The 26,665-nt window shown below is 60.0% G+C and carries 25 protein-coding genes; 7 read left to right on the forward strand and 18 right to left on the reverse strand.

Translation table 11 applies throughout. The features are described from left to right. Positions 1-23: 23 nt before the first annotated feature. The 15 genes from atpA to rpmH all read right to left on the reverse strand — a co-directional run bounded on the left by atpA (position 24) and on the right by rpmH (position 13,318). Positions 24-1,568, reverse strand: coding sequence for a F0F1 ATP synthase subunit alpha (gene atpA / locus AK81_RS14325; RefSeq protein ID WP_027592078.1), 1,545 nt, complete (start codon positions 1,566-1,568; stop codon positions 24-26). 21 nt (positions 1,569-1,589) lie between these two features. Next, positions 1,590-2,126 carry a F0F1 ATP synthase subunit delta gene (locus AK81_RS14330; protein WP_003253191.1) on the reverse strand — a complete coding sequence of 179 codons (537 nt, stop codon included), beginning with the start codon at positions 2,124-2,126 and terminating at the stop codon, positions 1,590-1,592. Positions 2,127-2,138: 12 nt separating this feature from the next. Next, positions 2,139-2,609, reverse strand: coding sequence for a F0F1 ATP synthase subunit B (locus AK81_RS14335; RefSeq protein ID WP_003253189.1), 471 nt, complete (start codon positions 2,607-2,609; stop codon positions 2,139-2,141). 56 nt (positions 2,610-2,665) lie between these two features. Next, positions 2,666-2,923 (reverse strand): F0F1 ATP synthase subunit C, encoded by a 258-nt coding sequence (atpE, locus tag AK81_RS14340; protein ID WP_003097235.1) that lies wholly within the window; start codon positions 2,921-2,923, stop codon positions 2,666-2,668. A gap of 142 nt (positions 2,924-3,065) precedes the next feature. Continuing rightward, positions 3,066-3,935, reverse strand: coding sequence for a F0F1 ATP synthase subunit A (gene atpB / locus AK81_RS14345; RefSeq protein ID WP_043199915.1), 870 nt, complete (start codon positions 3,933-3,935; stop codon positions 3,066-3,068). A 16-nt stretch (positions 3,936-3,951) separates the two neighbouring features. After that, on the reverse strand, positions 3,952-4,359 hold the full coding sequence (locus AK81_RS14350; protein ID WP_043199916.1) for a F0F1 ATP synthase subunit I: 408 nt from the start codon (positions 4,357-4,359) through the stop codon (positions 3,952-3,954). Between the two features lie 148 nt (positions 4,360-4,507). Then, positions 4,508-5,380: a ParB/RepB/Spo0J family partition protein gene (locus AK81_RS14355; protein WP_043199918.1), complete on the reverse strand. Its 873-nt coding sequence runs from the start codon at positions 5,378-5,380 to the stop codon at positions 4,508-4,510. 9 nt (positions 5,381-5,389) lie between these two features. Next, positions 5,390-6,181 (reverse strand): ParA family protein, encoded by a 792-nt coding sequence (locus AK81_RS14360; protein ID WP_016502297.1) that lies wholly within the window; start codon positions 6,179-6,181, stop codon positions 5,390-5,392. An 18-nt stretch (positions 6,182-6,199) separates the two neighbouring features. After that, positions 6,200-6,850 carry a 16S rRNA (guanine(527)-N(7))-methyltransferase RsmG gene (rsmG, locus tag AK81_RS14365; RefSeq protein WP_043199920.1) on the reverse strand — a complete coding sequence of 217 codons (651 nt, stop codon included), beginning with the start codon at positions 6,848-6,850 and terminating at the stop codon, positions 6,200-6,202. Then, positions 6,847-8,739, reverse strand: a complete 1,893-nt coding sequence (gene mnmG, locus AK81_RS14370) for a tRNA uridine-5-carboxymethylaminomethyl(34) synthesis enzyme MnmG (protein ID WP_043199941.1) — start codon at positions 8,737-8,739, stop codon at positions 6,847-6,849. The genes rsmG and mnmG overlap by 4 nt, the downstream gene beginning before the upstream one ends. 644 nt (positions 8,740-9,383) lie before the next feature. After that, entirely contained in the window at positions 9,384-10,754 is a 1,371-nt protein-coding gene (gene mnmE, locus AK81_RS14375) for a tRNA uridine-5-carboxymethylaminomethyl(34) synthesis GTPase MnmE (RefSeq protein ID WP_043199923.1), read from the reverse strand. An 88-nt stretch (positions 10,755-10,842) separates the two neighbouring features. After that, the gene (gene yidC / locus AK81_RS14380; RefSeq protein ID WP_043199925.1) at positions 10,843-12,525 is read right to left on the reverse strand and encodes a membrane protein insertase YidC; all 1,683 of its coding nucleotides are present in this window, start codon (positions 12,523-12,525) and stop codon (positions 10,843-10,845) included. A 2-nt stretch (positions 12,526-12,527) separates the two neighbouring features. After that, positions 12,528-12,773 (reverse strand): membrane protein insertion efficiency factor YidD, encoded by a 246-nt coding sequence (gene yidD, locus AK81_RS28290; RefSeq protein ID WP_080642832.1) that lies wholly within the window; start codon positions 12,771-12,773, stop codon positions 12,528-12,530. Continuing rightward, the gene (gene rnpA, locus AK81_RS28295) at positions 12,766-13,170 is read right to left on the reverse strand and encodes a ribonuclease P protein component (RefSeq protein ID WP_003253166.1); all 405 of its coding nucleotides are present in this window, start codon (positions 13,168-13,170) and stop codon (positions 12,766-12,768) included. Before rnpA ends, yidD begins: the two co-directional genes overlap by 8 nt. 13 nt (positions 13,171-13,183) lie before the next feature. Beyond that, the gene (gene rpmH, locus AK81_RS28300; RefSeq protein WP_003253163.1) at positions 13,184-13,318 is read right to left on the reverse strand and encodes a 50S ribosomal protein L34; all 135 of its coding nucleotides are present in this window, start codon (positions 13,316-13,318) and stop codon (positions 13,184-13,186) included. 596 nt (positions 13,319-13,914) lie between these two features. Here rpmH and dnaA point away from each other — a divergent pair. The 4 genes from dnaA to gyrB are packed head-to-tail and all read left to right on the forward strand — an operon-like array spanning position 13,915 to position 20,147. Beyond that, complete coding sequence (gene dnaA / locus AK81_RS14390; RefSeq protein WP_043199927.1) at positions 13,915-15,459, forward strand: chromosomal replication initiator protein DnaA; 1,545 nt, start codon at positions 13,915-13,917, stop codon at positions 15,457-15,459. A gap of 40 nt (positions 15,460-15,499) precedes the next feature. Continuing rightward, the gene (gene dnaN / locus AK81_RS14395) at positions 15,500-16,603 is read left to right on the forward strand and encodes a DNA polymerase III subunit beta (protein ID WP_016497344.1); all 1,104 of its coding nucleotides are present in this window, start codon (positions 15,500-15,502) and stop codon (positions 16,601-16,603) included. Positions 16,604-16,618: 15 nt separating this feature from the next. Continuing rightward, positions 16,619-17,722 carry a DNA replication/repair protein RecF gene (recF, locus tag AK81_RS14400; protein WP_043199928.1) on the forward strand — a complete coding sequence of 368 codons (1,104 nt, stop codon included), beginning with the start codon at positions 16,619-16,621 and terminating at the stop codon, positions 17,720-17,722. A 4-nt stretch (positions 17,723-17,726) separates the two neighbouring features. Then, on the forward strand, positions 17,727-20,147 hold the full coding sequence (gyrB, locus tag AK81_RS14405; RefSeq protein ID WP_043199930.1) for a DNA topoisomerase (ATP-hydrolyzing) subunit B: 2,421 nt from the start codon (positions 17,727-17,729) through the stop codon (positions 20,145-20,147). Positions 20,148-20,210: 63 nt separating this feature from the next. Here the strand turns inward: gyrB and AK81_RS14410 are convergent, their stop codons facing one another. After that, positions 20,211-20,618: an RcnB family protein gene (locus tag AK81_RS14410; RefSeq protein WP_043199931.1), complete on the reverse strand. Its 408-nt coding sequence runs from the start codon at positions 20,616-20,618 to the stop codon at positions 20,211-20,213. Between the two features lie 321 nt (positions 20,619-20,939). Further along, complete coding sequence (locus AK81_RS14415; RefSeq protein WP_043199933.1) at positions 20,940-22,232, reverse strand: sigma-54 interaction domain-containing protein; 1,293 nt, start codon at positions 22,230-22,232, stop codon at positions 20,940-20,942. Between the two features lie 221 nt (positions 22,233-22,453). Between AK81_RS14415 and AK81_RS14420 the strand changes: the two genes are divergently transcribed. The 3 genes from AK81_RS14420 to AK81_RS14430 are packed head-to-tail and all read left to right on the forward strand — an operon-like array spanning position 22,454 to position 25,461. Next, on the forward strand, positions 22,454-23,338 hold the full coding sequence (locus tag AK81_RS14420) for an MBL fold metallo-hydrolase (RefSeq protein WP_043199934.1): 885 nt from the start codon (positions 22,454-22,456) through the stop codon (positions 23,336-23,338). A 39-nt stretch (positions 23,339-23,377) separates the two neighbouring features. Further along, a complete protein-coding gene (locus tag AK81_RS14425) occupies positions 23,378-24,646 on the forward strand; it encodes an NAD(P)/FAD-dependent oxidoreductase (RefSeq protein ID WP_043199935.1) in 1,269 nt (422 codons plus the stop codon). Then, positions 24,643-25,461, forward strand: a complete 819-nt coding sequence (locus tag AK81_RS14430; protein WP_043199936.1) for a sulfite exporter TauE/SafE family protein — start codon at positions 24,643-24,645, stop codon at positions 25,459-25,461. Before AK81_RS14425 ends, AK81_RS14430 begins: the two co-directional genes overlap by 4 nt. Here the strand turns inward: AK81_RS14430 and AK81_RS14435 are convergent. Then, positions 25,450-26,337: a LysR family transcriptional regulator gene (locus AK81_RS14435; protein WP_043199938.1), complete on the reverse strand. Its 888-nt coding sequence runs from the start codon at positions 26,335-26,337 to the stop codon at positions 25,450-25,452. The genes AK81_RS14430 and AK81_RS14435 overlap by 12 nt on opposite strands. Between the last annotated feature and the right edge of the window lie 328 nt (positions 26,338-26,665).

The raw sequence follows: 26,665 nt of genomic DNA on the forward strand, positions 1-26,665 counted from the left end.
GGGGCCAGGGCCCCCGCTGCGGCTTACCAGGTCTGGGTGGCCTTGAACTTCTCGATACCGGCTTTCAGGCCTGCGTCGATTTCGTCGTTGAAGTCACCCTTCACGTTGATCTTCGCCATCAGTTCAGCGTGATCACGGTTGAAGAAGGCGATCAGTGCTTGCTCGAAGCTGCCGATCTTGGAGACTTCTACGTCGGTCAGGAAGCCACGCTCAGCGGCGTACAGCGACAGGGCCATGTCCGCGATGGACATTGGCGCGTACTGCTTCTGCTTCATCAGCTCGGTAACGCGCTGACCATGCTCCAGCTGCTTGCGGGTCGCTTCGTCCAGATCGGACGCGAACTGGGCGAATGCAGCCAGTTCACGGTACTGAGCCAGCGCGGTACGAATACCACCGGACAGCTTCTTGATGATCTTGGTCTGAGCGGCACCACCTACGCGGGATACCGAAACACCGGCGTTCACTGCAGGGCGGATGCCCGAGTTGAACATGGCCGATTCCAGGAAGATCTGACCGTCGGTGATGGAAATCACGTTGGTCGGAACGAACGCGGAAACGTCGCCAGCCTGGGTTTCGATGATCGGCAGAGCGGTCAGGGAACCGGTTTTGCCAGTGACAGCACCGTTGGTGAACTTCTCGACGTACTCTTCCGAAACGCGCGATGCACGCTCCAGCAGACGGGAGTGGAGATAGAACACGTCGCCTGGGTACGCTTCACGTCCTGGTGGACGGCGCAGCAGCAGGGAGATCTGACGGTAGGCAACGGCCTGCTTGGACAGGTCATCGTAAACGATCAGAGCGTCTTCACCGCGGTCACGGAAGAACTCGCCCATGGTGCAACCGGCGTATGGCGCCAGGAATTGCAGTGCGGCGGATTCCGAGGCACTGGCAACCACCACGATGGTGTTTTTCAGTGCGTCGTTTTCTTCCAGCTTGCGAACGATGTTGGCAACGGTGGAACGCTTCTGGCCGACAGCAACATAAACGCAGAAAATACCGGAGTCTTTCTGGTTGATGATGGCGTCGATGGCCATGGCGGTCTTGCCGATCTGACGGTCACCGATGATCAGCTCACGCTGGCCACGGCCGACAGGGATCATGGCGTCGACGGATTTGTAGCCAGTCTGTACAGGCTGGTCTACCGACTTACGCCAGATCACGCCTGGAGCTACTTTCTCGACCGCGTCGGTCTGGGTGTTGCCCAGAGGACCTTTGCCGTCGATCGGGTTGCCCAGTGCGTCGACGACGCGGCCCAGCAGTTCCTTACCAACCGGAACTTCCAGGATGCGGCCGGTGCACTTGGCGCTCATGCCTTCGGCGAGGGTGTCGTAGGCACCCAGGATCACTGCACCTACGGAGTCTTGCTCCAGGTTCAGTGCCATGCCGTATACGCCGCCCGGGAACTCGATCATTTCGCCGTACATGACGTCGGCCAGACCGTGGATCCGCACGATACCGTCGGAAACCGAAACAACGGTACCTTCGTTACGGGCTTGGGAGCTCACATCGAGGTTGTCGATGCGGCCCTTGATGATTTCACTAATTTCGGAAGGATTGAGTTGCTGCATTGCTCTGCTGCCCCTTCAAACTCAAGATTTCAATGCTTCGGCCAGTTTCGCGATTTTGCCGCGAACAGAGCCATCGATTACCAGGTCACCAGCGCGGATGACGACGCCGCCAATCAGGCTGGCATCCTCCGACGCGTGCAGGCGCACTTCCTGGCCTAACCGTGCACTGAGAACCTTGGCGAGTTTGTCTTGCTGTTCTTGGTTCAACGCGAAGGCACTGGTGACTTCCACGTCCACGGATTTCTCTTGCTCGGCCTTGTACAGGTCAAACAGAGCGGCAATCTCCGGCAGAAGCAGGAGACGGTCGTTTTCCGCGGCAACATGAATGAAATTCTGTGCCTGTGCATTGAACTTGTCACCGCACACGTCAATGAACGTGGCGGCCTTTTCTGCGCTCGTCAGTCGCGGGGCCTTGAGCAGGCGCTGCATGGTGTCGTCTTGCGACACCGCAGCAGCCAGGCCGAGCATGGCTGACCAATTGGCCAGTTGCTGATGGGCCTGGGCATGCTCAAAGGCAGCCTTAGCGTAAGGTCGGGCCAACGTGGTCAGTTCTGCCATGATCGCCCTCGCTTAAATTTCAGCGGCCAGTTTGTTAACCAGCTCCGCATGCGCGTTTTGATCGATTGTGGCGCCAAGGATCTTTTCAGCACCGCCAACGGCCAGAGCACCCACTTGGGCACGCAGGGCGTCTTTAGCGCTGTTCAGTTCCTGTTCGATCTCGGCCAGAGCCTGAGCCTTCACACGGTCAGCTTCGACGCGGGCCTGTTCACGGGCTTCCTCGACAAGCTGAGCAGCGCGTTTCTTGCTTTGCTCAATGATTTCGGCTGCCTGTGCTTTAGCTTCACGCAGTTGCTGACCCGCTTTCTCTTGGGCCAGCTCCAGGTCGCGAGCTGCGCGGTTGGCAGCGTCCAAACCGTCGGCAATCTTCTTTTGGCGCTCTTGCAGAGCAGTGATGACCGGAGGCCATACATACTTCATGCAGAAGAGTACAAAAATCAGGAAAGCAACGGATTGGCCAATCAGGGTTGCATTAATGTTCACGCCAACACCTCGCTCGGTCTTAATTCATACAGCCATCAACTCGTGGTGACGAGTGATTAGCCGGCGATCTGACCAACGAACGGATTCGCGAAGGTGAAGAACAGAGCGATACCAACACCGATCATGGTTACGGCGTCGAGCAGACCGGCAACGATGAACATTTTAACCTGCAGCATCGGAACCATTTCTGGTTGACGAGCAGCGCCTTCCAGGAATTTGCCGCCCAGCAGGCCGAAACCAATGGCGGTACCCAGAGCACCCAGGCCGATCAGCAGAGCAACAGCGATAGCGGTCAGACCAACTACAGTTTCCATCTTTCCTCCCGACTTTTACGTCGTATTGGTTAGGTTTTTAGTTTGAAGCGGTAAAACAAATCGTGAGTACAGCTGCCCTTGCGGACTTTTTAAGCCCTCCCCCCGAACAGGCGGGGAAGGCTATCAGACACGCCAGGCGGTCTTAATGGTTATCTTCGTGCGCCATCGACAGGTAGACGATGGTCAGCATCATGAAGATGAAAGCTTGCAGGGTGATGATCAGGATGTGGAACACAGCCCACGCCCATTGCAGCACCACACCCAGGCCGCTGAGCCACAGCAGGCCCGAACCGAACATGACCGCGATCAGGATGAACACCAGTTCGCCGGCATACATGTTGCCGAACAGACGCAGTGCCAGCGAGATCGGCTTGGCGATCAGGGTGACGAATTCCAGCAGGAAGTTGACCGGAATCAGCAGGATCTGCAGGAAGATGTTCTTGCTGCCGAACGGGTGCAGGGTCAGCTCACCGAGGAAGCCGCCCAGGCCCTTGACCTTGATGCTGTAGAAGATGATCAGGGCGAACACGCTGAAGGCCATGGCCAGGGTCGCGTTCGGGTCGGTGGTCGACACGGCGCGGAACGGAATGTGCGGGTCACCGGAAATCAGGATGGCCAGCTGAGGAATCCAGTCGACCGGTACCAGGTCGACGGCGTTCATCAGGAATACCCAGACGAAAATGGTCAGCGCCAGCGGTGCAATTACCGGGCTACGGCCGTGGAAGGAGTCCTTCACGCTGCCGTTGACGAAGTCGACCATCACTTCAACGAAGTTCTGCAGGCCGCCGGGTTGGCCGGAAGTCGCCTTCTTGGCCGCCATGCGGAAGATGAACAGGAAGATCAGACCCAGCGCGACGGACCAACCCAGGGTGTCCAGGTGGAACGCCCAGAAGCCCATTGCCTTGGCTTCTGCAGCCGAATGGGCGAAGCCCCAGCTGCCGTCTGGTAGTTGACCGTAGGTCAGGTTCTGCAAGTGGTGCTGGATATAGCCCGAAGCGGTTTCTGCTGCCATGGTTGCCTCAAACGCCCTAAGGTCTCGAAAGTCTTTTATTCATCAGCAGGGGCGCGAACCAGCTGACCCAAAGGGTCAACACGAAGACGCCGAAGACTGCTAACGGCGCCAGTGGCTTCACTCCTGCGAAGGTCAGTGCAAAAAGCACTGCCGTCAAAATCATCTTGCCTGCCTCGCCAGCGTAAAACGACTTGACGATAGCCTGTGCTGCCCGAGCTCCGCTGAAGCGAAAAGCCTTCCAGGCGAAATACACATTGGGCAGCCAAGCAATCAAACCTCCGCAAAGGCCTGAATATCCACTGACCGCCCCTTTCCACTGCCACAACACCAACGTTGCCAGCAGCAGTACGACAAATTGAGCCAGCAGTACCGGAAAAACCGCCCAGCGATGGAAAGGCAGGCGGTTTGGCGTGCGGATTTCCATCACAACTGCTCCTCGGAAGTCGACCAACAAGTCAGCTATGACTTGGCATAATTTGTGCCGACAAAATGCGCGCAGAGTATAGGGGTGGATTAACCCCTATTCAACTCTTCGTAGTGATTTCCGACTGCGCGCTACAACAGGAATTGTTTCAGCGGATGTGAGCAAGCACGCCTTGCAACTCGTCAAGCGAGTTGTAACGAATAACCAACTGGCCTTTGCCCTTGTTGCCATGACGGATCTGAACGGCCGAGCCCAGGCGCTCTGCGAGCCGCTGTTCAAGGCGTGCGATATCCGGATCAGGTTTGCTCGGTTCGACCGGATCAGGCTTGTCACTGAGCCACTGACGAACCAGTGCCTCGGTTTGGCGCACGGTAAGGCCACGTGCGACAACATGACGCGCCCCCTCCTCCTGACGGTTTTCGTCCAGGCCGAGCAATGCGCGTGCGTGACCCATCTCCAGGTCACCGTGGGCGAGCATGGTCTTGATCGCCTCCGGCAGCGTGATCAGGCGCAGCAGGTTGGCCACGGTTACCCGCGACTTGCCCACGGCATCAGCCACCTGTTGCTGGGTGAGCTCGAATTCCTGCTGCAGGCGCTGCAGGGCCATGGCCTCTTCCAGCGGGTTGAGGTCTTCGCGCTGGATGTTCTCGATCAGCGCCATGGCAATGGCGGCTTCATCGGCCACTTCGCGGACCATGGCCGGGATCGTGTCCAGGCCGGCCTGCTGGGTCGCGCGCCAGCGGCGCTCACCGGCGATGATCTCGTAGCGGTTGTCGCCAACCGGGCGGACCACGATCGGTTGCATGACGCCATGGCTGCGAATCGAGTGCGCGAGCTCTTCCAGCGCCTGCGGGTCCATGTCCCGGCGCGGCTGGTACTTGCCACGCTGGATCAGCTCGACCGGCAGGTGTTGCAGTTCTTTCTGGTCGATCTTCACAGCCTGCTCTTCGAGCGCGCTGACGGAAGGACCACTGAGCAGTGCATCCAACCCACGTCCGAGACCCCGTTTCTTGACGGCCATACGGATTCCTTAAGTTGTTTGTGCAGTGCGTGATGGACGGCGCTGACGGCGAACCAGTTCCCCAGCCAGGGCCAGATAAGCCAGCGCGCCGCGCGATTGCTTGTCGTAGGCCAGGGCCGGCATGCCGAAGCTGGGGGCCTCGGCCAGGCGAATGTTGCGCGGAATGACCGTGTCGTACAGCTGCGGGCCAAAGTGTTCCTTCAGCTGCGCCGAAACATCGTTGTTCAGGCTCAGGCGAGGATCGTACATGGTCCGCAGCAAACCCTCGATCTTCAGCTCCGGGTTCAACCGGGCGGCGATGCGCTTGATGTTATCCACAAGGTCGCTGAGACCTTCCAGTGCGTAGTACTCGCACTGCATGGGGATGATCACGCCATCGGAAGCGACCAGGGCGTTGAGCGTGAGCATCGACAGCGACGGCGGGCAGTCGATGAGGATGTAGTCGTAGTTCTCACGGATGGGCGCCAGGGCGTTGCGCAGACGGCTCTCCTTGACCTGCATTTCCAGCAGCACCACCTCGGCGGCGGTCAGGTCGCGGTTGGCCGGCAGCAACTGGAATCCACCGTGCTCGGAGTAATGCATGGCCTGGGCCAGGTCGCATTCCCCGATCAGCAGGTCGTAGACCGAGTGCTCGAGCTCGTGCTTGTCCACACCGCTGCCCATGGTGGCGTTGCCCTGCGGATCGAGGTCGATCAGCAGCACACGGCGCTTGGTCGCGGCCAGCGAGGCGGCGAGATTGATACAGGTGGTGGTCTTGCCTACACCACCTTTCTGGTTCGCGATTGCGAATACCTTAGCCATTGATGCGCGTGTTCCCAGTCATGCCTTGCGGCGCAGTATCAGCAGATGGCGCTGGCCCTGGCAACCTGGAACGGTCAGGGCCTGTTCGCTTTCCACTGTGAAGTCTGCGGGCAATGCTACCAGTTCATCGGCAGGATGCAGCCCCTTCATTGCAAGCCATTGCGTCCCGGTGTCGCCCAGATGGCGGGTCCAGTTGGTGAAGTTCTCCATGCTGCTGAAGGCGCGGGAGATGATTCCGTCGAACGGCTGAGCCGGCTGGAAGGCTTCGACCCGGCTGTGGATAACCGTAAGGTTGTCCAGTTTGAGCTCCATTTTCACCTGGGTCAGGAAGCGGGTCTTCTTGCCGTTGGAGTCCAGCACCGTCACGCGCTTGTGTGGATGCAGGATAGCCAATGGAATACCCGGCATGCCACCGCCGCTGCCGACGTCCAGCCAGTTGTCACGCTCGCTGTGGATAAACGACATGACGCTCAGGCTGTCGAGCAGATGGCGCGACACCATCTCGTCCGGATCGCGCACAGCAGTGAGGTTGTAGGCTTTGTTCCATTTGATCAACAGGGCCAGGTAGCCAAGCAGTTTCTCGTGATGCTCGGCGCTCAGCTCGACACCGAGCTGGCGTGCACCTGTGGACAACTCTTCGGCGTGTTGCGGGGTGACCAGGGAACTCAAGCGCTTTGCTCCAATTCGCGGCCAGCGCCGCGTTTTTTCAAGTAAATCAGCAACAGGGAAATCGCCGCCGGGGTCACGCCAGGGATGCGCGAAGCCTGGCCCAGGGTTTCCGGACGGGTCTGGCCAAGCTTGCCCTGTATCTCCTTGGACAGGCCGGAAATCGTCGTGTAGTCGATATCCACAGGCAGGCGGGTGTCTTCGCTGGCGCGCAGGCGAGCGATTTCATCCTGCTGGCGGTCGATGTAGCCGGCGTACTTGGTGCGGATCTCGACCTGCTCGGCGACCTGTGGATCGATTGCGTCACCGCCGGTCGCCTCGATCAGCCCGGCGTAGTCGATTTCCGGGCGCGCCAGCAGGTTGAGCAGGCTGTACTCGTGGCTGAGCGGCGTGCCGAACTTATCCACAATGGCTTGGCCTTGCTCGGTGTTCGGCCGTACCCAGGTCGACTTCAGGCGCTGTTCCTCACGCTCGATGCCGTCACGCTTGGCGCAGAAGGCGGCCCAGCGCTGATCGTCGATCAAGCCCAGTTCACGGCCCTTCTCGGTCAGGCGCAGGTCGGCGTTGTCTTCGCGCAGGATCAAGCGGTACTCGGCACGCGAGGTGAACATGCGGTACGGCTCCTGGGTACCCAGGGTGATCAGGTCGTCGACCAGCACCCCGATGTACGCCTCGTCGCGGCGCGGGCACCAGCTGTCGCGGCCCTGCGCGCGCAATGCGGCGTTGGTCCCGGCCAGCAGGCCCTGGGCACCGGCTTCTTCGTAACCGGTGGTGCCGTTGATCTGCCCGGCGAAGAACAGGCCGCCGATGACTTTGGTCTCGAGGCTGTACTTGAGGTCACGCGGGTCGAAGTAGTCGTACTCGATGGCGTAGCCCGGGCGGACGATGTGGGCGTTTTCCATGCCGCGGATCGAACGCACCAGCTCCAGCTGCACGTCGAACGGCAGCGAAGTGGAAATACCGTTGGGGTACAGCTCATGGGTGTTCAGGCCTTCCGGCTCGATGAACACCTGGTGGCTTTCCTTGTCGGCAAAGCGGTGGATCTTGTCTTCGATCGATGGGCAGTAGCGCGGGCCGACGCCTTCGATCACACCCGAGTACATCGGCGAACGATCAAGGTTCGAGGCGATGATCTCGTGGGTACGCGCATTGGTGTGGGTAATCCAGCAGCTCACCTGCCGCGGGTGCATTTCGGCATTGCCCATGAAGGACATGACCGGGATCGGCGTATCACCTGGCTGCTCGGTCATCACCGAGAAATCCACAGAGCGGCCATCGATGCGTGGCGGAGTACCGGTTTTCAGGCGGCCGACGCGCAGCGGCAGTTCACGCATGCGGTGGGCCAGGGCGATCGAGGGTGGATCACCGGCACGGCCACCGGAATGGTTTTGCAGACCAATGTGAATAAGCCCGCCGAGGAAGGTACCGGTGGTCAGTACCACCGAGTCGGCGAAGAAACGCAAACCCATCTGGGTAACCACGCCCTTGACCTGGTCCTGCTCGACGATCAGGTCGTCGCAGGACTGCTGGAATATCCACAGGTTCGGCTGGTTTTCCAGGATTTCACGCACCACCGCCTTGTAGATGGCGCGGTCGGCCTGTGCACGGGTGGCGCGTACCGCCGGGCCCTTGCGGTTGTTCAGAACGCGGAACTGGATGCCGCTCTTGTCGGTGGCCAGCGCCATGGCGCCGCCGAGGGCATCAATCTCTTTCACCAGATGGCTTTTGCCAATACCGCCGATGGCGGGGTTGCAGCTCATGTGACCGAGGGTTTCCACGTTATGGGTCAGCAGCAGGGTTTTCACACCCATGCGTGCAGACGCAAGCGCAGCCTCGGTACCGGCATGGCCGCCGCCGATGACGATCACTTCAAAACGGGAAGGGAAATCCACCACGCACCTCGTGCCTGTTTTTGCGAATAGAGAAGGTAAGCCGACAAGTATAGGGACTTCACCCCCTTTAAAGAAACCGTCTGAGCAAATTTTGACCAGTCTGTGGATGAGTGGCAGACAACAGAAATCAACAAGAAGAAATTTATAAAAGCTTTGTTTTTATGTTTATTCTTATGCACAGCGATATCTGTGGATAAAGTCTTGTAGGTCACGGATGGCGCTCTGTAGAGAGAAATTAAACCCTGTTACTGGAGTGCCATGAGGGCTATGGATAACGTCATTTAGCCTGTGGATGAAATGGCTATTTACCCACAGGCGCATTTTTCCTCAGAAAAAAAGCCTCCTTATCAACTGAGCTGAAGGCTAGTTTTCCACAGGGCTCCTGAGCACAGTTTTCCATCTGTGCATGAAAAAAAACTCAAACTGCCGCCAGATTCGTCCAATGCGGCAGCGGTTTTTTTCGGGAAAGCCTCGGGAAAGCCTCGGGCCAGCCATGAAATTTAGCGGTCGTACTGGCCTCTTCGCGGGCAAGCCCGCTCCCACAGGTCCTCCGCTGGCCTGAATCTGGTTATCTCCTGCAATGAATTTCAGGCAAAAAAAAGCCGCTCCCGAAGGAGCGGCGCTTGGCCTTGACTGGCTGTGGATTACTTACCGATGCAGAAGCTGGAGAAAATCCGCCCCAGCAGGTCATCCGAGCTGAATGCCCCGGTAATTTCCCCCAGGGCATGCTGTGCCTGGCGCAAGTCCTCTGCCAGAAGCTCTCCTGCGCCCGCCAAGGTCAATTGGGCACGGCCGTGCTCCAGGTGCTCGCTGGCCTGGCGCAAGGCATCCAGATGGCGCCGGCGGGCGCTGAAACCACTCTCTGCCGTCTGTTCGTAACCCATGCAGGCCTTCAGATGGTCGCGCAGCAGTTGCAGCCCTGTGTCGTCGCCCTTGGCGCTGAGGGTGATGGTCACATGGCCGTCATCGCACTGTTCCAGCGCTACCCGCTCACCGCTGAGGTCGGCTTTGTTGCGAATAAGCGTGACCTTGGCCGGGTCGGGCCGCTGATCGAGAAACTCGGGCCACAGGGCGAACGGGTCGCTGGCCTCTGGCGCGGTGGAGTCGACCACCAGCAACACACGATCGGCCTCGCCAATGGCCTTCAGGGCGCGCTCTACACCGATCTTTTCCACATGGTCATCGGTATCACGCAAACCGGCGGTATCGACCACGTGCAGCGGCATGCCGTCGATGTGGATATGTTCGCGCAGGATGTCCCGGGTGGTGCCGGCGATATCGGTGACAATGGCGGCTTCCCGACCCGCCAGCTGGTTAAGCAGGCTCGACTTGCCGGCGTTCGGACGCCCGGCGATGACCACCGTCATGCCGTCACGCAGCAAGGCACCCTGCCCGGCTTCACGTTGCACAGTGGATAACTCGCCGCGCACTGCATCGAGCATCGACAGCACGTGGCCATCGGCGAGGAAGTCGATCTCCTCCTCTGGGAAGTCGATCGCCGCCTCTACGTAGATGCGCAGGGCAATCAACGCTTCGGTCAGGGTGTGCACACGCTTGGAGAATTCCCCCTGCAGCGAGCGCAGGGCATTGCGCGCCGCCTGGCTGGAGCTTGCCTCGATCAGGTCGGCAATGGCTTCGGCCTGGGCCAGGTCGAGCTTGTCGTTGAGAAACGCGCGTTCGCTGAACTCGCCCGGGCGGGCCAGACGACAGCCAACTTGTACACAGCGCTGCAGCAGCATGTCCAGGACCACCGGGCCACCGTGGCCCTGCAGTTCGAGCACATCTTCGCCGGTGAACGAATTCGGCCCAGGGAAGAACAGCGCAATCCCCTCGTCCAGCACCAGCCCTTCATCGTCGCGGAACGGGCCGTAATGGGCATGGCGGGGGGTCAGCGTACGGCCGGTGATCAACTGGCCGGCCTTGCTGGCCAGCGGGCCGGACAACCTGACAATACCCACACCACCCCGGCCTTGGGCGGTGGCGATGGCGGCGATGGTTTCACGCACAGTGTTCATGCTCGAAAGCCTCTACGACAAAAACGACAGATAGCAAAAACGCCCCACTAGGGGGCGTTTTTTATTCACAGGCTAGCGTACTAGCCCGTCAAGCAGCAGCTTTTTTGGTGGCTGCTTCGATACGGCGAGTGATGTACCACTGCTGCGAAATCGACAGGCAGTTGTTCACAACCCAGTACAGCACCAGACCAGCCGGGAACCACAGGAAGAAGAAGGTGAAGATGATCGGCATCATTTTCATCACCTTGGCCTGCATCGGATCCGGCGGCGTCGGGTTCAGGCGCTGCTGGATGAACATGGTGGCGCCCATGATGATCGGCAGGATGAAGAACGGATCCTTGATCGACAGGTCGGTAATCCACAGCATCCAAGGGGCCTGGCGCATTTCTACGCTTTCCAGCAGTACCCAGTACAGGGCCAGGAATACCGGCATCTGCACCAGGATCGGCAGGCAGCCGCCCAGCGGGTTGATCTTCTCTTTCTTGTACAGCTCCATCATCGCCTGGGACATCTTCTGGCGATCGTCACCGAAGCGTTCCTTCAGCGCGGCGAGCTTGGGCGCAACAGCACGCATGCGCGCCATGGAGCGGTAGCTGGCAGCCGACAGCGGGAAGAACAGGCCTTTGATCAGCATGGTCAGCACGATGATCGACCAGCCCCAGTTACCCAGCAGGCTGTGGATATGTTGCAGCAGCCAGAAGATCGGCTGGGCGATGAACCACAGGAAGCCGTAGTCGACGGTCAGTTCCAGGCCTGGGGACAACTCTTTCAGCTTGGACTGGATCTTCGGGCCGGCGTACAGCATGGCGCTGGTTTCGACCTTGCCACCTGCAGGTACGCTGAGGGCTGGGCCGGTGTAGCCGATGATGTAGTTGCCCTGGCTGTCCTTGCGGGTCTGGACAACGTTGTTGTCCGACTTGGCCGGAATCCAGGCGGTCACGAAGTAGTGCTGCAGCCAGGCAACCCAGCCGCCGGACACATTTTCTTTCAAACTACCTTTGTCGATGTCCTTCATCGAGACCTTTTTGTAAGGCTCGGAAGCTGTCCACAGGGCTGCGCCCAGGTAGGTTGCGGTGCCAGTGGCAGTGCTCGAGGACGGATCGCCGCTGGCGTCACGCTTGAGCTGGGCAAACATGTTGCCGCTCCAGGCCTGGTCGCTCTGGTTGTCGATCAGGTAGCTGACACCCAGGTCGTACTCACCGCGCTTGAAGCTGAAGCGCTTGATGTAGTTGACACCGTTGTCGCTGAACTTCAGGTCGACCACCAGTTGTTCCTGGCCGTCGGCCAGCTGGTAGCTCTTCTGCTCGGCGGCATACAGCGGGCGGCCGCTGGCGCGGGCATCCGGGCCGTTGGCACCGGTCAGACCGCTTTGTGCCAGGTAAACACGCTCACCACCGTTGTCGAACAACTGGAACGGAATGTTCGGGTGGTCTTGACGGCGTGGGTACTTCGGCAGGTTCAACTGGACGATGTCACCACCGACCGGATCGATAGCCAGTTCCAGAACGTCGGTCTTGACTCGGATCAGGTCCTTGCTGAGTGCGACCGGTGCCAGTTCGGCAGGGCTCGATTCGGCGTTGGCGCTCGGTACATCGGCGCTGGCGCCGTTGTTACCGGCCGGCACGCCATCGGGCAAGCCCGGAGCAACAGTGCTGGCAGCAGTATTCTGAGTCGGCAGGGCAGCCTGGCCGTAGTCATCGTTCCACTTCAGGACCATGACGTAGGACACGACTGCCAGCGCGGCGATCAGGATCGTGCGTTTAATATCCATGATTACTCGGCTATCGAAGAAGTTCGGGAGGAAGGAGCGGGTGGAACGGGGTCGAAACCGCCGTCATTCCACGGATGACAACGCCCCAGGCGACGAACGGCCAGCCACCCACCACGCCAGACGCCATGGTTTTCGATGGCTTCGTAAGCGTAACAGGAGCAACTGGGGAAAAAACGACAGTGATTGGCCATCAGAGGACTAATGGCGTAACGGTAAAACTGGATCGGAACGAGTGCCAGTTTACGCATCTTGACTGTCTACCCCTGCGGAATTGGCGGTGACTGCTGGAGTTGGCCGGCTGCGCGCCAGACGTTTCCAGAGCTTGCCAAAGTGTTGGTGCAATTCCGGGTTTTCTATCTCACCCAATCCCTTGCGCGCGACGATCACGATGTCCAACCCGGCAAGCAACTGCTGGTTCAGACGAAAGGAATCGCGCATCAAGCGCTTGAGGCGGTTGCGTTGAACGGCGAGCTTGACGCTCTTCTTGCCGATCACCAGGCCGAGACGTGGGTGATCGAGACCGTTCTCGCGAGCAAGGATCAGCAGGTTTTTCCCTGGAACCTTGCCGGTTGGGGAGTCGAAGACCGCTTTGAAGTGTCGGGGTGTAAGCAGTCGCTTTTCCCGACTGAAGTCCTGACTCACCACCTGTGCCGAAAAATCAAATGGCCAGACGCTTACGGCCTTTGGCACGACGACGCGACAGAACGGCGCGGCCGTTTTTGGTAGCCATACGGGCACGGAAACCGTGGGTGCGGGCGCGCTTGATGGTGCTTGGTTGGAAAGTACGTTTCATGGCGTGTTACCTGGTTTGTCGACGACGGGCCGGGATGGCCCCCTTTTTAAGAGACCGGCGATTCTAGAGAAAGCAAGCCCATAGGTCAATTTCCAACCAGCCTTTCCCTATAGGGCGTGTGATGGACGGTGCCTGCTCGTTCATCCACGAGGGGGTGCTTGATCGGACACACGAATCGGGGACAACATGAAAAAAAAGAAGAGACATATAAAAAGCTTTTCTGAAGAACTTATAGATATTAGGTGGATAACCTTCTGTGGATAACCTTCTTCAGGCCACAAAATACGGGCTGTACAGAGTTTTACAACTTTGTTCTCAACCGGTGCTGCGCTTGTTTTCATCGTGGTCGAAAGCTGTGGATTAAAATGGCACTTATCCACACGAGAGTTATCAACAGACTACGACCCAGGGTTGTGCATAGCCCTCATGGGCGCTTATCCACAGGGCTTATTCACAGTGCGGCAAAGCCGTTTTGGGCGATAAATGGCTGTTTTGTCATGGTTCCTAACGTGTCCACATGTGGATAACTGAACGCTCGACCGGTACAATGGCGGATTGTTTTTGCCTCATCCGGCTTTCAAACTCAGGGGATATCCGTGTCAGTGGAACTTTGGCAGCAGTGCGTGGAGCTTCTGCGCGATGAACTGCCTGCCCAGCAATTCAACACCTGGATCCGTCCGCTACAGGTCGAAGCCGAAGGCGACGAGTTGCGCGTCTATGCGCCTAACCGTTTCGTTCTCGATTGGGTCAATGAAAAGTACCTGGGCCGCTTGCTCGAGCTGTTGGGCGAAAACGGCAGCGGCATTGCGCCTGCCCTTTCCTTATTAATAGGCAGCCGCCGCAGCTCGGCCCCACGGGCCGCGCCCAACGCGCCTGTCAGCGCTGCCGTGGCCGCTTCGCTCGCGCAGACCCGGGCGCAGACGCAGGCCCAAAGGCCTTTGCCGGTAGCGGCAGCGGTCGAGCCCGTGGCGGTAACGGCCGCTGAGCCTGTGCTGGTCAATGAACCGGCCGAGCCGTCCTCGCGTGACAGCTTCGATGCCATGGCCGAGCCCGTCTCGCCGCCAGCCAGCAATGCCCGGACCGAACAGCGCACCGTGCAGGTGGAAGGAGCGCTCAAGCACACCAGCTACCTGAACCGCACCTTCACCTTCGACACCTTTGTCGAAGGTAAGTCGAACCAGTTGGCGCGCGCGGCTGCCTGGCAGGTGGCCGATAACCCCAAGCATGGCTATAACCCGTTGTTCCTGTATGGCGGCGTGGGCCTGGGTAAAACCCACCTTATGCATGCTGTGGGTAACCACCTGCTGAAGAAGAACCCGAATGCCAAGGTTGTGTACCTGCACTCGGAGCGCTTCGTCGCAGACATGGTCAAGGCGCTGCAGCTCAACGCCATCAACGAATTCAAGCGCTTCTACCGTTCGGTGGATGCGTTGCTGATCGACGATATCCAGTTTTTTGCCCGCAAAGAGCGCTCGCAGGAAGAGTTTTTCCACACCTTCAACGCCCTGCTTGAGGGCGGCCAGCAGGTAATCCTTACCTCTGACCGTTACCCCAAGGAGATCGAAGGCCTGGAAGAGCGCCTGAAGTCGCGCTTTGGTTGGGGGCTGACGGTGGCTGTAGAGCCACCCGAACTGGAAACCCGCGTAGCTATCCTTATGAAGAAGGCCGACCAGGCCAAGGTCGAGCTGCCCCATGACGCGGCCTTCTTCATTGCCCAGCGCATTCGCTCCAACGTACGTGAGCTTGAAGGTGCACTGAAGCGGGTGATTGCCCACTCGCACTTCATGGGCCGCGATATCACCATCGAGCTGATCCGTGAATCGCTGAAAGACTTGCTGGCGCTGCAAGATAAACTGGTCAGTGTGGATAACATTCAGCGAACCGTCGCCGAGTACTACAAGATCAAGATCTCTGATCTATTGTCCAAGCGTCGTTCGCGTTCTGTCGCGCGTCCACGTCAGGTGGCCATGGCCCTGTCCAAGGAGCTGACCAACCACAGCCTGCCGGAAATCGGCGACATGTTTGGTGGTCGCGACCACACGACCGTGCTGCACGCCTGCCGCAAGATCAACGAATTGAAGGAATCCGACGCGGACATCCGCGAGGACTACAAGAACCTGCTGCGGACGCTGACGACCTGATGGCCGTCTGCGCAGCTATTTGAAGGCAAGGGACTAGACCATGCATTTCACCATTCAACGCGAAGCCCTGTTGAAACCCCTGCAACTGGTCGCCGGTGTCGTAGAGCGCCGTCAGACCTTGCCGGTCCTGTCCAACGTATTGCTGGTCGTGCAAGGCCAGCAACTGTCGTTGACCGGTACCGACCTGGAAGTCGAACTGGTAGGCCGCGTACAACTGGAAGAGCCGGCCGAGCCTGGCGAAATCACTGTGCCGGCGCGCAAGCTGATGGACATCTGCAAAAGCCTGCCGAACGACGCCCTGATCGATATCAAGGTCGACGAGCAGAAACTGTTGGTGAAGGCCGGCCGCAGCCGCTTCACCCTGTCGACCCTGCCAGCCAATGACTTCCCGACTGTGGAAGAAGGCCCAGGTTCGCTGACCTGCAACCTGGAACAGAGCAAGCTGCGCCGTCTGATCGAGCGCACCAGCTTCGCCATGGCCCAGCAGGATGTGCGCTACTACCTCAACGGCATGCTGCTGGAGGTTTCCCGTAACACCCTGCGCGCGGTTTCCACCGATGGTCACCGCCTGGCGCTGTGCTCCATGACCGCACCGATCGAGCAGGAAGATCGCCACCAGGTCATCGTGCCACGCAAAGGTATCCTGGAGCTGGCGCGCCTGCTGACCGACCCGGAAGGCATGGTCAGCATCGTCCTGGGCCAGCACCACATTCGCGCCACTACCGGTGAATTCACCTTCACCTCCAAGCTGGTGGATGGCAAGTTCCCGGACTACGAGCGTGTACTGCCCAAGGGCGGCGACAAGCTGGTGGTCGGTGACCGCCAGGCGCTGCGTGAAGCCTTCAGCCGGACTGCGATTCTTTCCAACGAAAAGTACCGCGGTATTCGCCTGCAACTGGCTGCTGGCCAACTGAAGATCCAGGCCAACAACCCCGAGCAGGAAGAAGCGGAAGAAGAGATCAGCGTGGACTACGAAGGTAGCTCGCTGGAAATCGGCTTTAACGTCAGCTACCTGCTAGACGTGCTGGGCGTGATGACTACCGAGCAAGTTCGTCTGATCCTGTCCGATTCCAACAGCAGTGCCCTGCTGCAGGAAGCCGGCAATGACGACTCTTCCTACGTTGTCATGCCGATGCGCCTGTAACCTGTAGCAGGCGAAATGTCCCTTCGACGGATCATGGTCACCGCGGTGCGCAACTTGCACCCGGTGACACTCTCGCCCTCCCCCCGCATCAACATCCTTTACGGCGCCAACGGCAGTGGCAAGACCAGCGTGCTTGAAGCTGTGCACTTGCTCGGGCTGGCGCGGTCATTTCGCAGCACCCGCCTGAACCCGGTCATCCAGTACGAGCAGCCTGCCTGTACCGTGTTCGGCGAAGTGCAGTTGGCCGAAGGTGGCACCAGCAACCTGGGTGTGTCCCGAGAGCGGCAGGGAGATTTCACCATACGCATCGATGGGCAAAACGCGCGTAGCGCCGCCCAGCTGGCAGAATTACTGCCACTGCAGCTCATCAACCCAGACAGTTTCCGGCTGCTGGAAGGTGCCCCGAAAATACGCCGCCAGTTCCTCGATTGGGGTGTGTTCCACGTGGAACCTCGTTTCCTGCCTGCCTGGCAACGGCTGCAGAAGGCGCTGCGGCAGCGGAACTCATGGTTGCGTCATGGTACACTTGACGCAGCTTCGCAAGCCGCCTGGGACCGGGAATTGTGCCTGGCCAGCGCGGAAATAGATGAATACCGTCGCAACTACATCAAGGCCTTGAAGCCTGTCTTCGAGCGAACCCTGAGCGAACTGGTCGAGCTGGACGGGTTGACCCTGAGCTACTACCGAGGCTGGGACAAGGACCGGGAACTGCAAGAAGTACTCGCATCCTCTCTCCTTCGCGATCAGCAGATGGGCCATACCCAGGCCGGTCCGCAGCGTGCTGATTTGCGTCTTCGTCTGGCTGCCAATAACGCGGCCGACATCCTGTCGCGTGGTCAGCAAAAGCTGGTGGTGTGCGCATTGCGCATTGCCCAGGGCCACCTCGTTAGCCAGGCTCGCCGCGGTAACTGTATTTATCTCGTGGATGACTTGCCGTCCGAACTGGACGACAAGCATCGCCGCGCGCTGTGCCGCTTGCTTGAAGAATTACGCTGCCAGGTGTTCATCACCTGTGTAGATCACGAATTACTGAGGGAAGGCTGGCAGACGGAAACGCCAGTTGCTTTGTTCCACGTGGAACAAGGCCGTATCACCCAGACCCACGACCATCGGGAGTGAAGGCATGAGCGAAAATCAAACGTACGACTCCTCCAGCATCAAGGTGCTGAAAGGTTTGGATGCCGTACGCAAGCGTCCCGGCATGTACATTGGCGACACCGATGATGGTAGCGGCCTGCACCACATGGTCTTCGAGGTGGTCGACAACTCGATCGACGAAGCCCTCGCCGGTCACTGTGATGACATCACCGTCATCATCCACACGGACGAGTCCATCAGTGTGCGCGACAACGGTCGCGGCATTCCGGTCGACGTGCATAAAGAAGAAGGCGTTTCCGCAGCCGAGGTCATCATGACCGTACTGCACGCCGGCGGTAAGTTCGACGATAACTCCTACAAGGTATCCGGCGGCCTGCACGGCGTAGGTGTTTCTGTTGTGAACGCCCTGTCCGAGAAGCTCGTGCTGACCGTTCGCCGTAGCGGCAAGATCTGGGAACAGACCTACGTTCACGGCGTACCACAAGCGCCGATGGCGGTTGTCGGTGAAAGCGAAACCACCGGTACCCACATCCACTTCAAGCCGTCGGCTGAAACCTTCAAGAATATTCACTTCAGCTGGGACATCCTGGCCAAGCGTATTCGCGAGCTGTCGTTCCTCAACTCGGGCGTTGGCATTCTGCTGAAGGATGAGCGCAGCGGTAAGGAAGAGTTCTTCAAGTACGAAGGCGGCCTGCGTGCGTTCGTCGAGTACCTGAACACCAACAAGACGCCAGTCAACACTCAAGTGTTCCACTTCAACGTTCAGCGTGAAGATGGCGTGGGCGTGGAAGTTGCTCTGCAGTGGAACGACAGCTTCAACGAAAACCTGCTGTGCTTCACCAACAACATTCCGCAGCGTGACGGCGGTACTCACCTGGTGGGCTTCCGTTCTTCGCTGACCCGTAGCCTGAACAGCTACATCGAACAGGAAGGCCTGGCGAAGAAGAACAAGGTGGCGACCACGGGTGACGACGCCCGTGAAGGCCTGACCGCGATCATCTCGGTGAAGGTACCGGACCCCAAGTTCAGCTCGCAGACCAAAGACAAACTGGTCTCCTCGGAGGTGAAAACCGCCGTGGAACAGGAGATGAACAAGTACTTCTCCGACTTCCTGCTGGAAAACCCGAACGAGGCCAAGGCCGTCGTTGGCAAGATGATCGACGCCGCTCGTGCGCGTGAAGCAGCACGTAAAGCCCGTGAGATGACGCGCCGCAAAGGTGCGCTGGATATCGCCGGCCTGCCAGGCAAACTGGCGGACTGCCAGGAGAAGGACCCTGCCCTTTCCGAACTGTACCTGGTGGAGGGTGACTCCGCAGGTGGCTCGGCCAAGCAAGGTCGTAACCGTCGTACCCAGGCGATCTTGCCGCTGAAGGGTAAGATCCTCAACGTCGAGAAAGCACGCTTCGACAAGATGATCTCGTCCCAGGAAGTGGGCACGCTGATCACTGCGCTTGGCTGCGGTATCGGTCGCGAAGAGTACAACATCGACAAGCTGCGTTATCACAACATCATCATCATGACCGATGCTGACGTTGACGGTTCGCACATCCGTACCCTGCTGCTGACTTTCTTCTTCCGTCAGTTGCCGGAACTGGTCGAGCGTGGCTACATCTACATTGCCCAGCCGCCACTGTACAAGGTGAAGAAAGGTAAGCAGGAGCAGTACATCAAGGACGACGAGGCCATGGAAGAGTACATGACCCAGTCGGCCCTGGAAGACGCAAGCCTGCACCTGGACGAGTCGGCGCCAGCGGTTTCCGGTGTGCAGCTGGAAGCGCTGGTGAACGAATTCCGTTCTGTCATGAAGACGCTCAAGCGCCTGTCTCGCTTGTACCCGGAAGAGCTGACCGAGCACTTCATCTACCTGCCTGAGGTGACCCTGGAACAGTTGGGTGACCACGCGGTGATGCAAGCCTGGCTGGCCCAGCTCCAAGAGCGTCTGAACAACAGCCAGAAGTCCGGCCTGGCTTACAACGCCAGCCTGCGTGAAGACAAAGAGCGCAACGTATGGCTGCCGGAAGTGGAAATCACCTCCCACGGCCTGGCCAGCTACATCACCTTCAACCGCGACTTCTTCGGCAGCAATGACTACCGCACGGTCGTCAACGTGGGTGCCAAGCTGTCGACCCTGTTGGGTGAAGGTGCTTACGTGCAGCGCGGTGAACGCCGCAAGGCAATCGTCGAGTTCAAGGAAGGCCTGGACTGGCTGATGAACGAGACCACCAAGCGCCACACCATCCAGCGATACAAAGGGCTGGGTGAGATGAACCCGGACCAGCTGTGGGAAACCACCATGGACCCGACCGTTCGCCGTATGCTCAAGGTCACCATCGAGGATGCGATTGCTGCTGACCAGATCTTCAACACCCTGATGGGTGATGCAGTCGAGCCGCGTCGTGAGTTCATCGAAAGCAACGCGCTGTCGGTGTCGAACCTGGACTTCTGATCAGGTGTAAATCGACAGACACTAAAAAGCCCGCAGCAGCGGGCTTTTTAGTGTCTGCAAAAATCAGTAACCGGTAAGAATGTTTACGATCCTGCCACTGGCGATCGACATCAACACATAGTCGCCGTTCACGTACAACCAACGGTGGTCGCGCGGTGGCGCATACAGGTGGCGCGCTTTCCAGTCGGTCACCCAGTAACGGTCACCACGGTAATGCGGGTCAACGGCATGCCCACGCTGCCACTGTTGATGAGGTACCGGCATGCCCTGCTGCGGTCGGAAGTTCGGGTTACGGTAAGCGGGTGCTCGCCCGTTGTCATGTCGGCCTTGCTGCTTCGGCTGACCATGCGGTGGGTTGCCTTGGTGCGATGGACCATCATCATGCCGGTCGGGTGGGCCCGGCTGCGCGAAGCTGGCCAACGGTGCGCTGAGCATGAGCGCGGCGCAGATCACGGTTAGGGTTTTCTTCATTTGATGCGGTCCTCTGCATATTAACGCCCGGCTGTAACTGTCTGGGTACCGGGTACGGTTAACCAATCAGACCACGGTTTTTTACGTTTAATGTCAGGGCAGAGGTAAAGGTCCGGTAAAGGTCTGAAGGCGAACGATCTGTAGGAGACTACCCAGCCCGCTGTGCGGCGCTGTCGCGCATAGAACAAGGCTTCGGCAAGCGCCGCTTTATCCTGTGGGAGCGGGCGTGCCCGCGAACACCGGCGCAGCCGGTGCCCTGCAGCGCGTCGTATTCTTCGCGGGCACGCCCGCTCCCACAGATTTTGCCTTTGCCAACATTCGTCAGTTCAGCCCAAGGGCCTTCAAGCGGCGATACAGCGTACGTTCACTCATGCCAAGATGGCTGGCCAGTTCGCTACGCGAGCCCTTGAACTGGTCCAGCGCCTGCGCCAGCTCACTCAGGTTGTTGCGACGGCCGCCTGCCTTGATCGCCCCCGCCAGCCCGATATCTTCAGGCAAGTGCTCTGGTCGGATCAGCCCGTCATCGGCAAACAGCCGCGCCCTTTCCAGTATGTTGCGCAGCTCGCGGATATTGCCCGGAAACGGATGCAAGCCAAGTTGCTGCAAGGCATCGTCACTCAGCCTGGGCGTTGGCTTGCCGCCCATACGCTGCAGCAGGCTCTGCGCAAGCAGCGGCAGATCTTCCACCCGCTCGCGCAAGGCCGGCAGGCGAATCGGGAAGCCGCTGATGCGGTAATACAGATCTTCACGGAAGGTGCCATCGGCAACCATCTGTTTGAGCGGCTTGTGGGTGGCCGATACCAGGCGGAAATCCGAATGCACCGTGCGCAGGCTGCCCACCGGGCGGAAGCTGCCGGACTCGATCAGACGCAGCAGTTTCACCTGCATCGCCAGCGGCACTTCGCCAATTTCGTCGAGGAACAGGGTGCCTCCATGGGCTGCCTCGGCCAGGCCGATCTTGCGTTGATTGGCACCGGTGAACGCGCCTTTCTCATAACCGAACAACTCGCTTTCGAACAACGACTCCGTCAGGCCAGTGCAGTCGACTACCACCAGCGGGCCGTTGGCCCTGGGGCTGCCCATGTGCACCGCGCGGGCGAACAGTTCTTTACCGCTACCCGACTCACCTTGCAGCAGCACCGGGATCTGCGCTGGCGCCGCACGTTGCAGGCTGGCCAATGCGGCCTTGAAGGCTGGGGCGCGGCCGACCAGGCCCTGCTCCTGAGGTTGCGCTGACGCGAGGGTGATGGTGGTCAGGCGTTCGACAAAGGCCACCACCCTGCCCTGTTCATCCAGAATCGGGCGCAGCTCGACATCCACATGCTCGGGGCCGCGTGGTGTGTGATGAACATGCAGCACCCGCTCGGGCACCTTGCTGTCCCACGCCTTGCGCAGGGGGCAATGCTCGCCGGCCTGGTCGCACGGTACGGCATAGTGGTGCGAGACCTTGTGGCACTTCTCACCCAGCGGGGCCTGGTCATGGCGGCCGAACTGGCGGCGGTAGGCGGCATTGGCGGCCAGGATGTTGTAGTCGGTGTCCAGCACGATGGCTGGCAGGGCATCGTGCTCAAGGTAGGAAACCAGAGCTAGGATGAGGGGATGGGCTTCAGACATGACGGCACCGTATGGATGACCGGCGCAGGGTAACAAGGACTGCCAAACACTGCCATTGGCTGACAGTCGAATGCCACAAGCTCTGCCACTATTGCTGCCAGTTGTCTGCCATGGGCCGGTTTCATTGGCCCTGGCGCGCTAAAAAGCCTGGCATGCATCTTGATAAACCTCCTGTCACTGCCTACGCCTTACAAGGCGGGGCGGATAAATTGGAGAACGTGATGATCATCGGCAACAACCTTCACGTGGACGCCTTTTACGACAAGGCGACCTCGACCATCAGCTACCTGGTCATGGACCGTGAAACCCGGCAATGCGCGTTGATCGACAGCGTGCTGGATTACGACCCCAAGTCTGGGCGCACCTGCAGCGCTTCGGCGGACCGCCTGATCGAACGCGTGACCGAGCTGAATGCCAGCGTGCGTTGGGTGCTGGAAACCCACGTGCACGCCGACCACCTTTCCGCGGCGGCCTACCTGAAGGAAAAGCTGGGCGGCCATACCGCTATCGGCGCGCACATCACCCAGGTGCAGAAAGTATTCGGCACCTTGTTCAATGCAGAGCCTGGCTTTGCCCGTGATGGCAGCCAGTTCGATGTTCTGCTCGAAGACGAGGAAGGGTTCCGTATCGGCAACCTGCACGCCCGGGCACTGCACACGCCCGGGCACACACCCGCGTGCATGAGTTTCATGATCGAAGACGCCGGCGAGATCGCGGTGTTTGTGGGTGACACCCTGTTCATGCCCGACTACGGCACTGCCCGCTGTGACTTCCCAGGGGCCGATGCCCGTACCCTGTATCGCTCGATCCGTCGTCTGCTGGCTTTCCCCGACCAGACCCGGCTGTTCATGTGCCACGACTACCTACCCGGTGGCCGCGATATGCAGTACGTCACCACCGTGGCCGAGCAGCGCGCCAGCAACATTCATATTCACCAGGGCATCGACGAAGACAGTTTTGTCGCCATGCGCGAAGCCCGTGACAAGACCCTCGACATGCCCGTGCTGATCCTGCCTTCGGTGCAGGTGAACATGCGTAGCGGCCAGCTCCCCGCGCCGGAAGAGAACGGCGTGAGCTATCTGAAAATACCGCTGAACAAGCTGTAAGCGCCCTGCCCCATAATCAGATTTCCAGGATTTACCGCCATGCCTGCCTTGTTGTCCCCTGCCAATACCGACCACCACAAAGTCGTCATCGTCGGTGCCGGTGCCGCTGGTATCGCCACCGCTTCCAGCCTGATCAGCCGTGACCCGTCGCTGGACGTTGCCTTGATCGACCCCGCCGACGTGCATTACTACCAACCCGGCTGGACCATGGTCGGTGCCGGTGTGTTCAAGGCACCAAGTACCGCCCGTACCATGGCATCGACCATTCCGCGCGGTGTGCGCTGGGTCAAGGCGCGGGTGCAGGGTTTCGACCCACTGGGCCAGCTGGTCATCCTTGAAGACGGCCGCGCCATCAGCTACGAACAGCTGGTCGTCTGCCCTGGCCTCACGCTGGACTGGGCGGCCATCGATGGGCTCAGTGAAACCCTGGGCCGCAACGGTGTCACCTCCAACTACCGCTACGACCTCGCGCCCTACACCTGGGAGCTGGTGCAGAAACTCAAGCAAGGCCGCGCCGTGTTCAGCCAGCCGCCCATGCCGATCAAATGTGCGGGCGCGCCGCAAAAGGCGCTGTACCTGTCTTGTGACCACTGGCTGCGCAACGGCCATCTTGGCGCGGTGAAAGCCAGCTTCTTCAATGCCGGTGCAGTCTTGTTCGGTGTGGCGGACTACGTGCCCGCGCTGATGAAGTACATCGAAAAATACGCCGTGGACCTCCATTTCTCACACCGACTGGTCGCCGTGGACGGCCCGAACAAGCGCGCCACCTTCGTGCGCACCCTGCCCGATGGCAGCAGCGAAACGCGCATTGAGCCTTTTGACATGCTCCACGTGGTACCGCCACAGGTGGCGCCGGCTTTTATTCGTGAAAGCCCGTTGGCCGATAATGGCGGCTGGGTCGATGTCGACCCGCATACCCTGCGCCATCGCAATTACACCAACATCCATGCCTTGGGCGACGTGGCCAATACCAGCAATGCCAAGACCGCCGCAGCGGCCCGCAAGCAGGCGCCGGTCGTGGCCAACAACGTGCTGGTGGCACTGGGCCGGCTGCCCACCCTCGCCCAGTACGATGGCTATGGTTCGTGCCCGCTGACGGTAGAGCGCGGCAAAATCGTGCTGGCCGAGTTCACCTATGGCGGCAAGCTGGCACCGAGCTTCCCCAACTGGTTGCTGGATGGCCGCAAACCGACGCGCCTGGCCTGGTTGCTCAAGGCGCAAGCGCTGCCGCCATTGTACTGGCAAGGCATGCTCAAGGGCCGCGAGTGGCTGGCGCGCCCACAGCTGGTCGCCGAGGGTGGGCAGTGATCGAACATCAATTGTTGGGGGCGGGCCTGGGCGCGATCATCGGCGCGGTGCTGGCGTTGACCGGCGCAGGCGGTGGCATTCTCGCCGTGCCCTTGCTGGTGTTCGGCTTGGGGCTGTCGATGGTTGAGGCAGCACCGGTCGGCCTGTTGGCCGTAGGCATGGCGGCGGCGGTTGGCGCAGTGCTGGGCTTGCGTCAGGGGCTGGTGCGTTACCGGGCGGCGCTGTTTATCGCGCTGATCGGCGTAGCAGCGGCGCCGTTCGGGCTGATGCTGGCGCACCGCTTGCCGAATACACCCTTGCAGCTGGTGTTTGCCGGGGTGCTGGTGTACGCCTGCCTGCGTATCTGGCGCAAGGCTGCCAAGGAACTGCGCGGTGAGGCCAATGACGCCCATCGCTACATCGAACCCTGTGTGCTGAACCCGTTGCAAGGCCGCTTGCGCTGGACCCTGCCCTGCGCGCGTGCCCTGGCATTTACCGGGGGCTTGTCCGGGTTGCTGTCTGGTCTGCTGGGGGTTGGCGGTGGTTTCGTCATCATCCCGGCGCTGAACCGCTATACCAACCTGCGCATGGCCAGCATCGTTTCCACTTCGCTGGCGGTGATCGCACTGGTGTCCACGGGCAGTGTGGTCAGCGCCAGCTTGGCGGGTGTCATGCATTGGCAGGTTGGAGCCCCGTTCGCATCAGGCGCGGTGCTCGGCTTGCTGCTGGCGCGGCCATTGGCGGCCAGGCTGGCCGGGCCGCGCTTGCAGCAGATGTTTGCGGTGGCGGGTTGGGCGGCCGCATTGCTGTTGGCCGGGAAGGCGCTATTGGGCTAGCAGCGCGTCCTGTTCTGCCGCGCACAGCGCCAGCAGGTAGTCCCACACCACCCGCAGGCGTACTGACTTGTGCAGCTCGCGGCGGGTACAGATCCAGTAGCTGCGCTGAATGGTCTCGCCAGGCAGTACGCGCACCAGCGTCGGGTCGTCGTGAGCCATGTAGTTGGGCAGCACGGCGATGCCCAGCCCGGCGCGGGCGGCAGCCTGTTGGGCAATGACGCTGGTGCTGCGAAACACCACGGTCGGTGCCCGGCAGAAACTGTTGAGAAACAGCAGCTCCTGGCTGAACAGCAGGTCGTCGACGTAGCCGATCCAGTTGTGCCTGGCCAGGTCCTCACGGTTGCGCAACGGCGGTGCCCGGTCCAGGTAGCCCTGGCTGGCGTACAGCGCCAGGCGGTAGTCGGTGAGCTTGCGGGTGATCAGCAGGTCGGCGTTGGGCCGCTCCAGGTGGATGCTGATCTCTGCTTCGCGGTTGAGGATGCTGACAAAGCGCGGCACCGCCACCAGTTCCACCTCCAGGCCCGGATAGCGTTCGAACAACGCGTTCATGCGCGGGGTGAAGAACATGATGCCAATGCCTTCGGTTACCCCCAGGCGAATCTTGCCCAGCGGGGTGATGGCCTGGGTGATTTCTTCCTGCGCCAGCAGCGCGACGTTTTCCATGGCTTCGGCGTGTTTGAGCAGGGCCTGGCCTGAGGGCGTCAGCTCGTAGCCTTGGGCATGCTGCACGAACAGCGCGGTGCCCAGGCTTTGCTCGATGCTCTCGATATGCCGGGCTACGGTGCTGTGGGTAGTGTTGAGGCGCTTGGCGGCGGTAAGCAGGCGGCCGCTGCGCTGCAACTCGAGGAAAAACCGCAGATCGTTCCAGTCGAACATGCTTGTCCCTATGCATCCAGACGGCGCGTACCTTTGTAGGAGCGGCCTTGTGTCGCGATGGGGCGCGCAGCGGCCCTGAATCAGCATATGCGGTCCTTCAGGTAGACCTGGTTTGCTGGAATCAGGGCCGCTGCGCGCCCCATCGCGACACAAGGTGTTCTGGTCAAGTTTTGCCGGACACCGATTACGGTGATCAAGCTGCCTGCTGCTCCATTGCTATTGGCGACAGGTAGTTGTTATAGCTGTGGAGCCTGATTCGGTTGTATCTCATGAAGAAGCTGGTCATATCCTGCCTGGCTTCTTCAATTGCCGCGTAGCCCTTGGCGGG

The organism is Pseudomonas putida W15Oct28, assembly GCF_000708715.2.
Classification (GTDB): Bacteria; Pseudomonadota; Gammaproteobacteria; order Pseudomonadales; family Pseudomonadaceae; genus Aquipseudomonas; species Aquipseudomonas putida_R.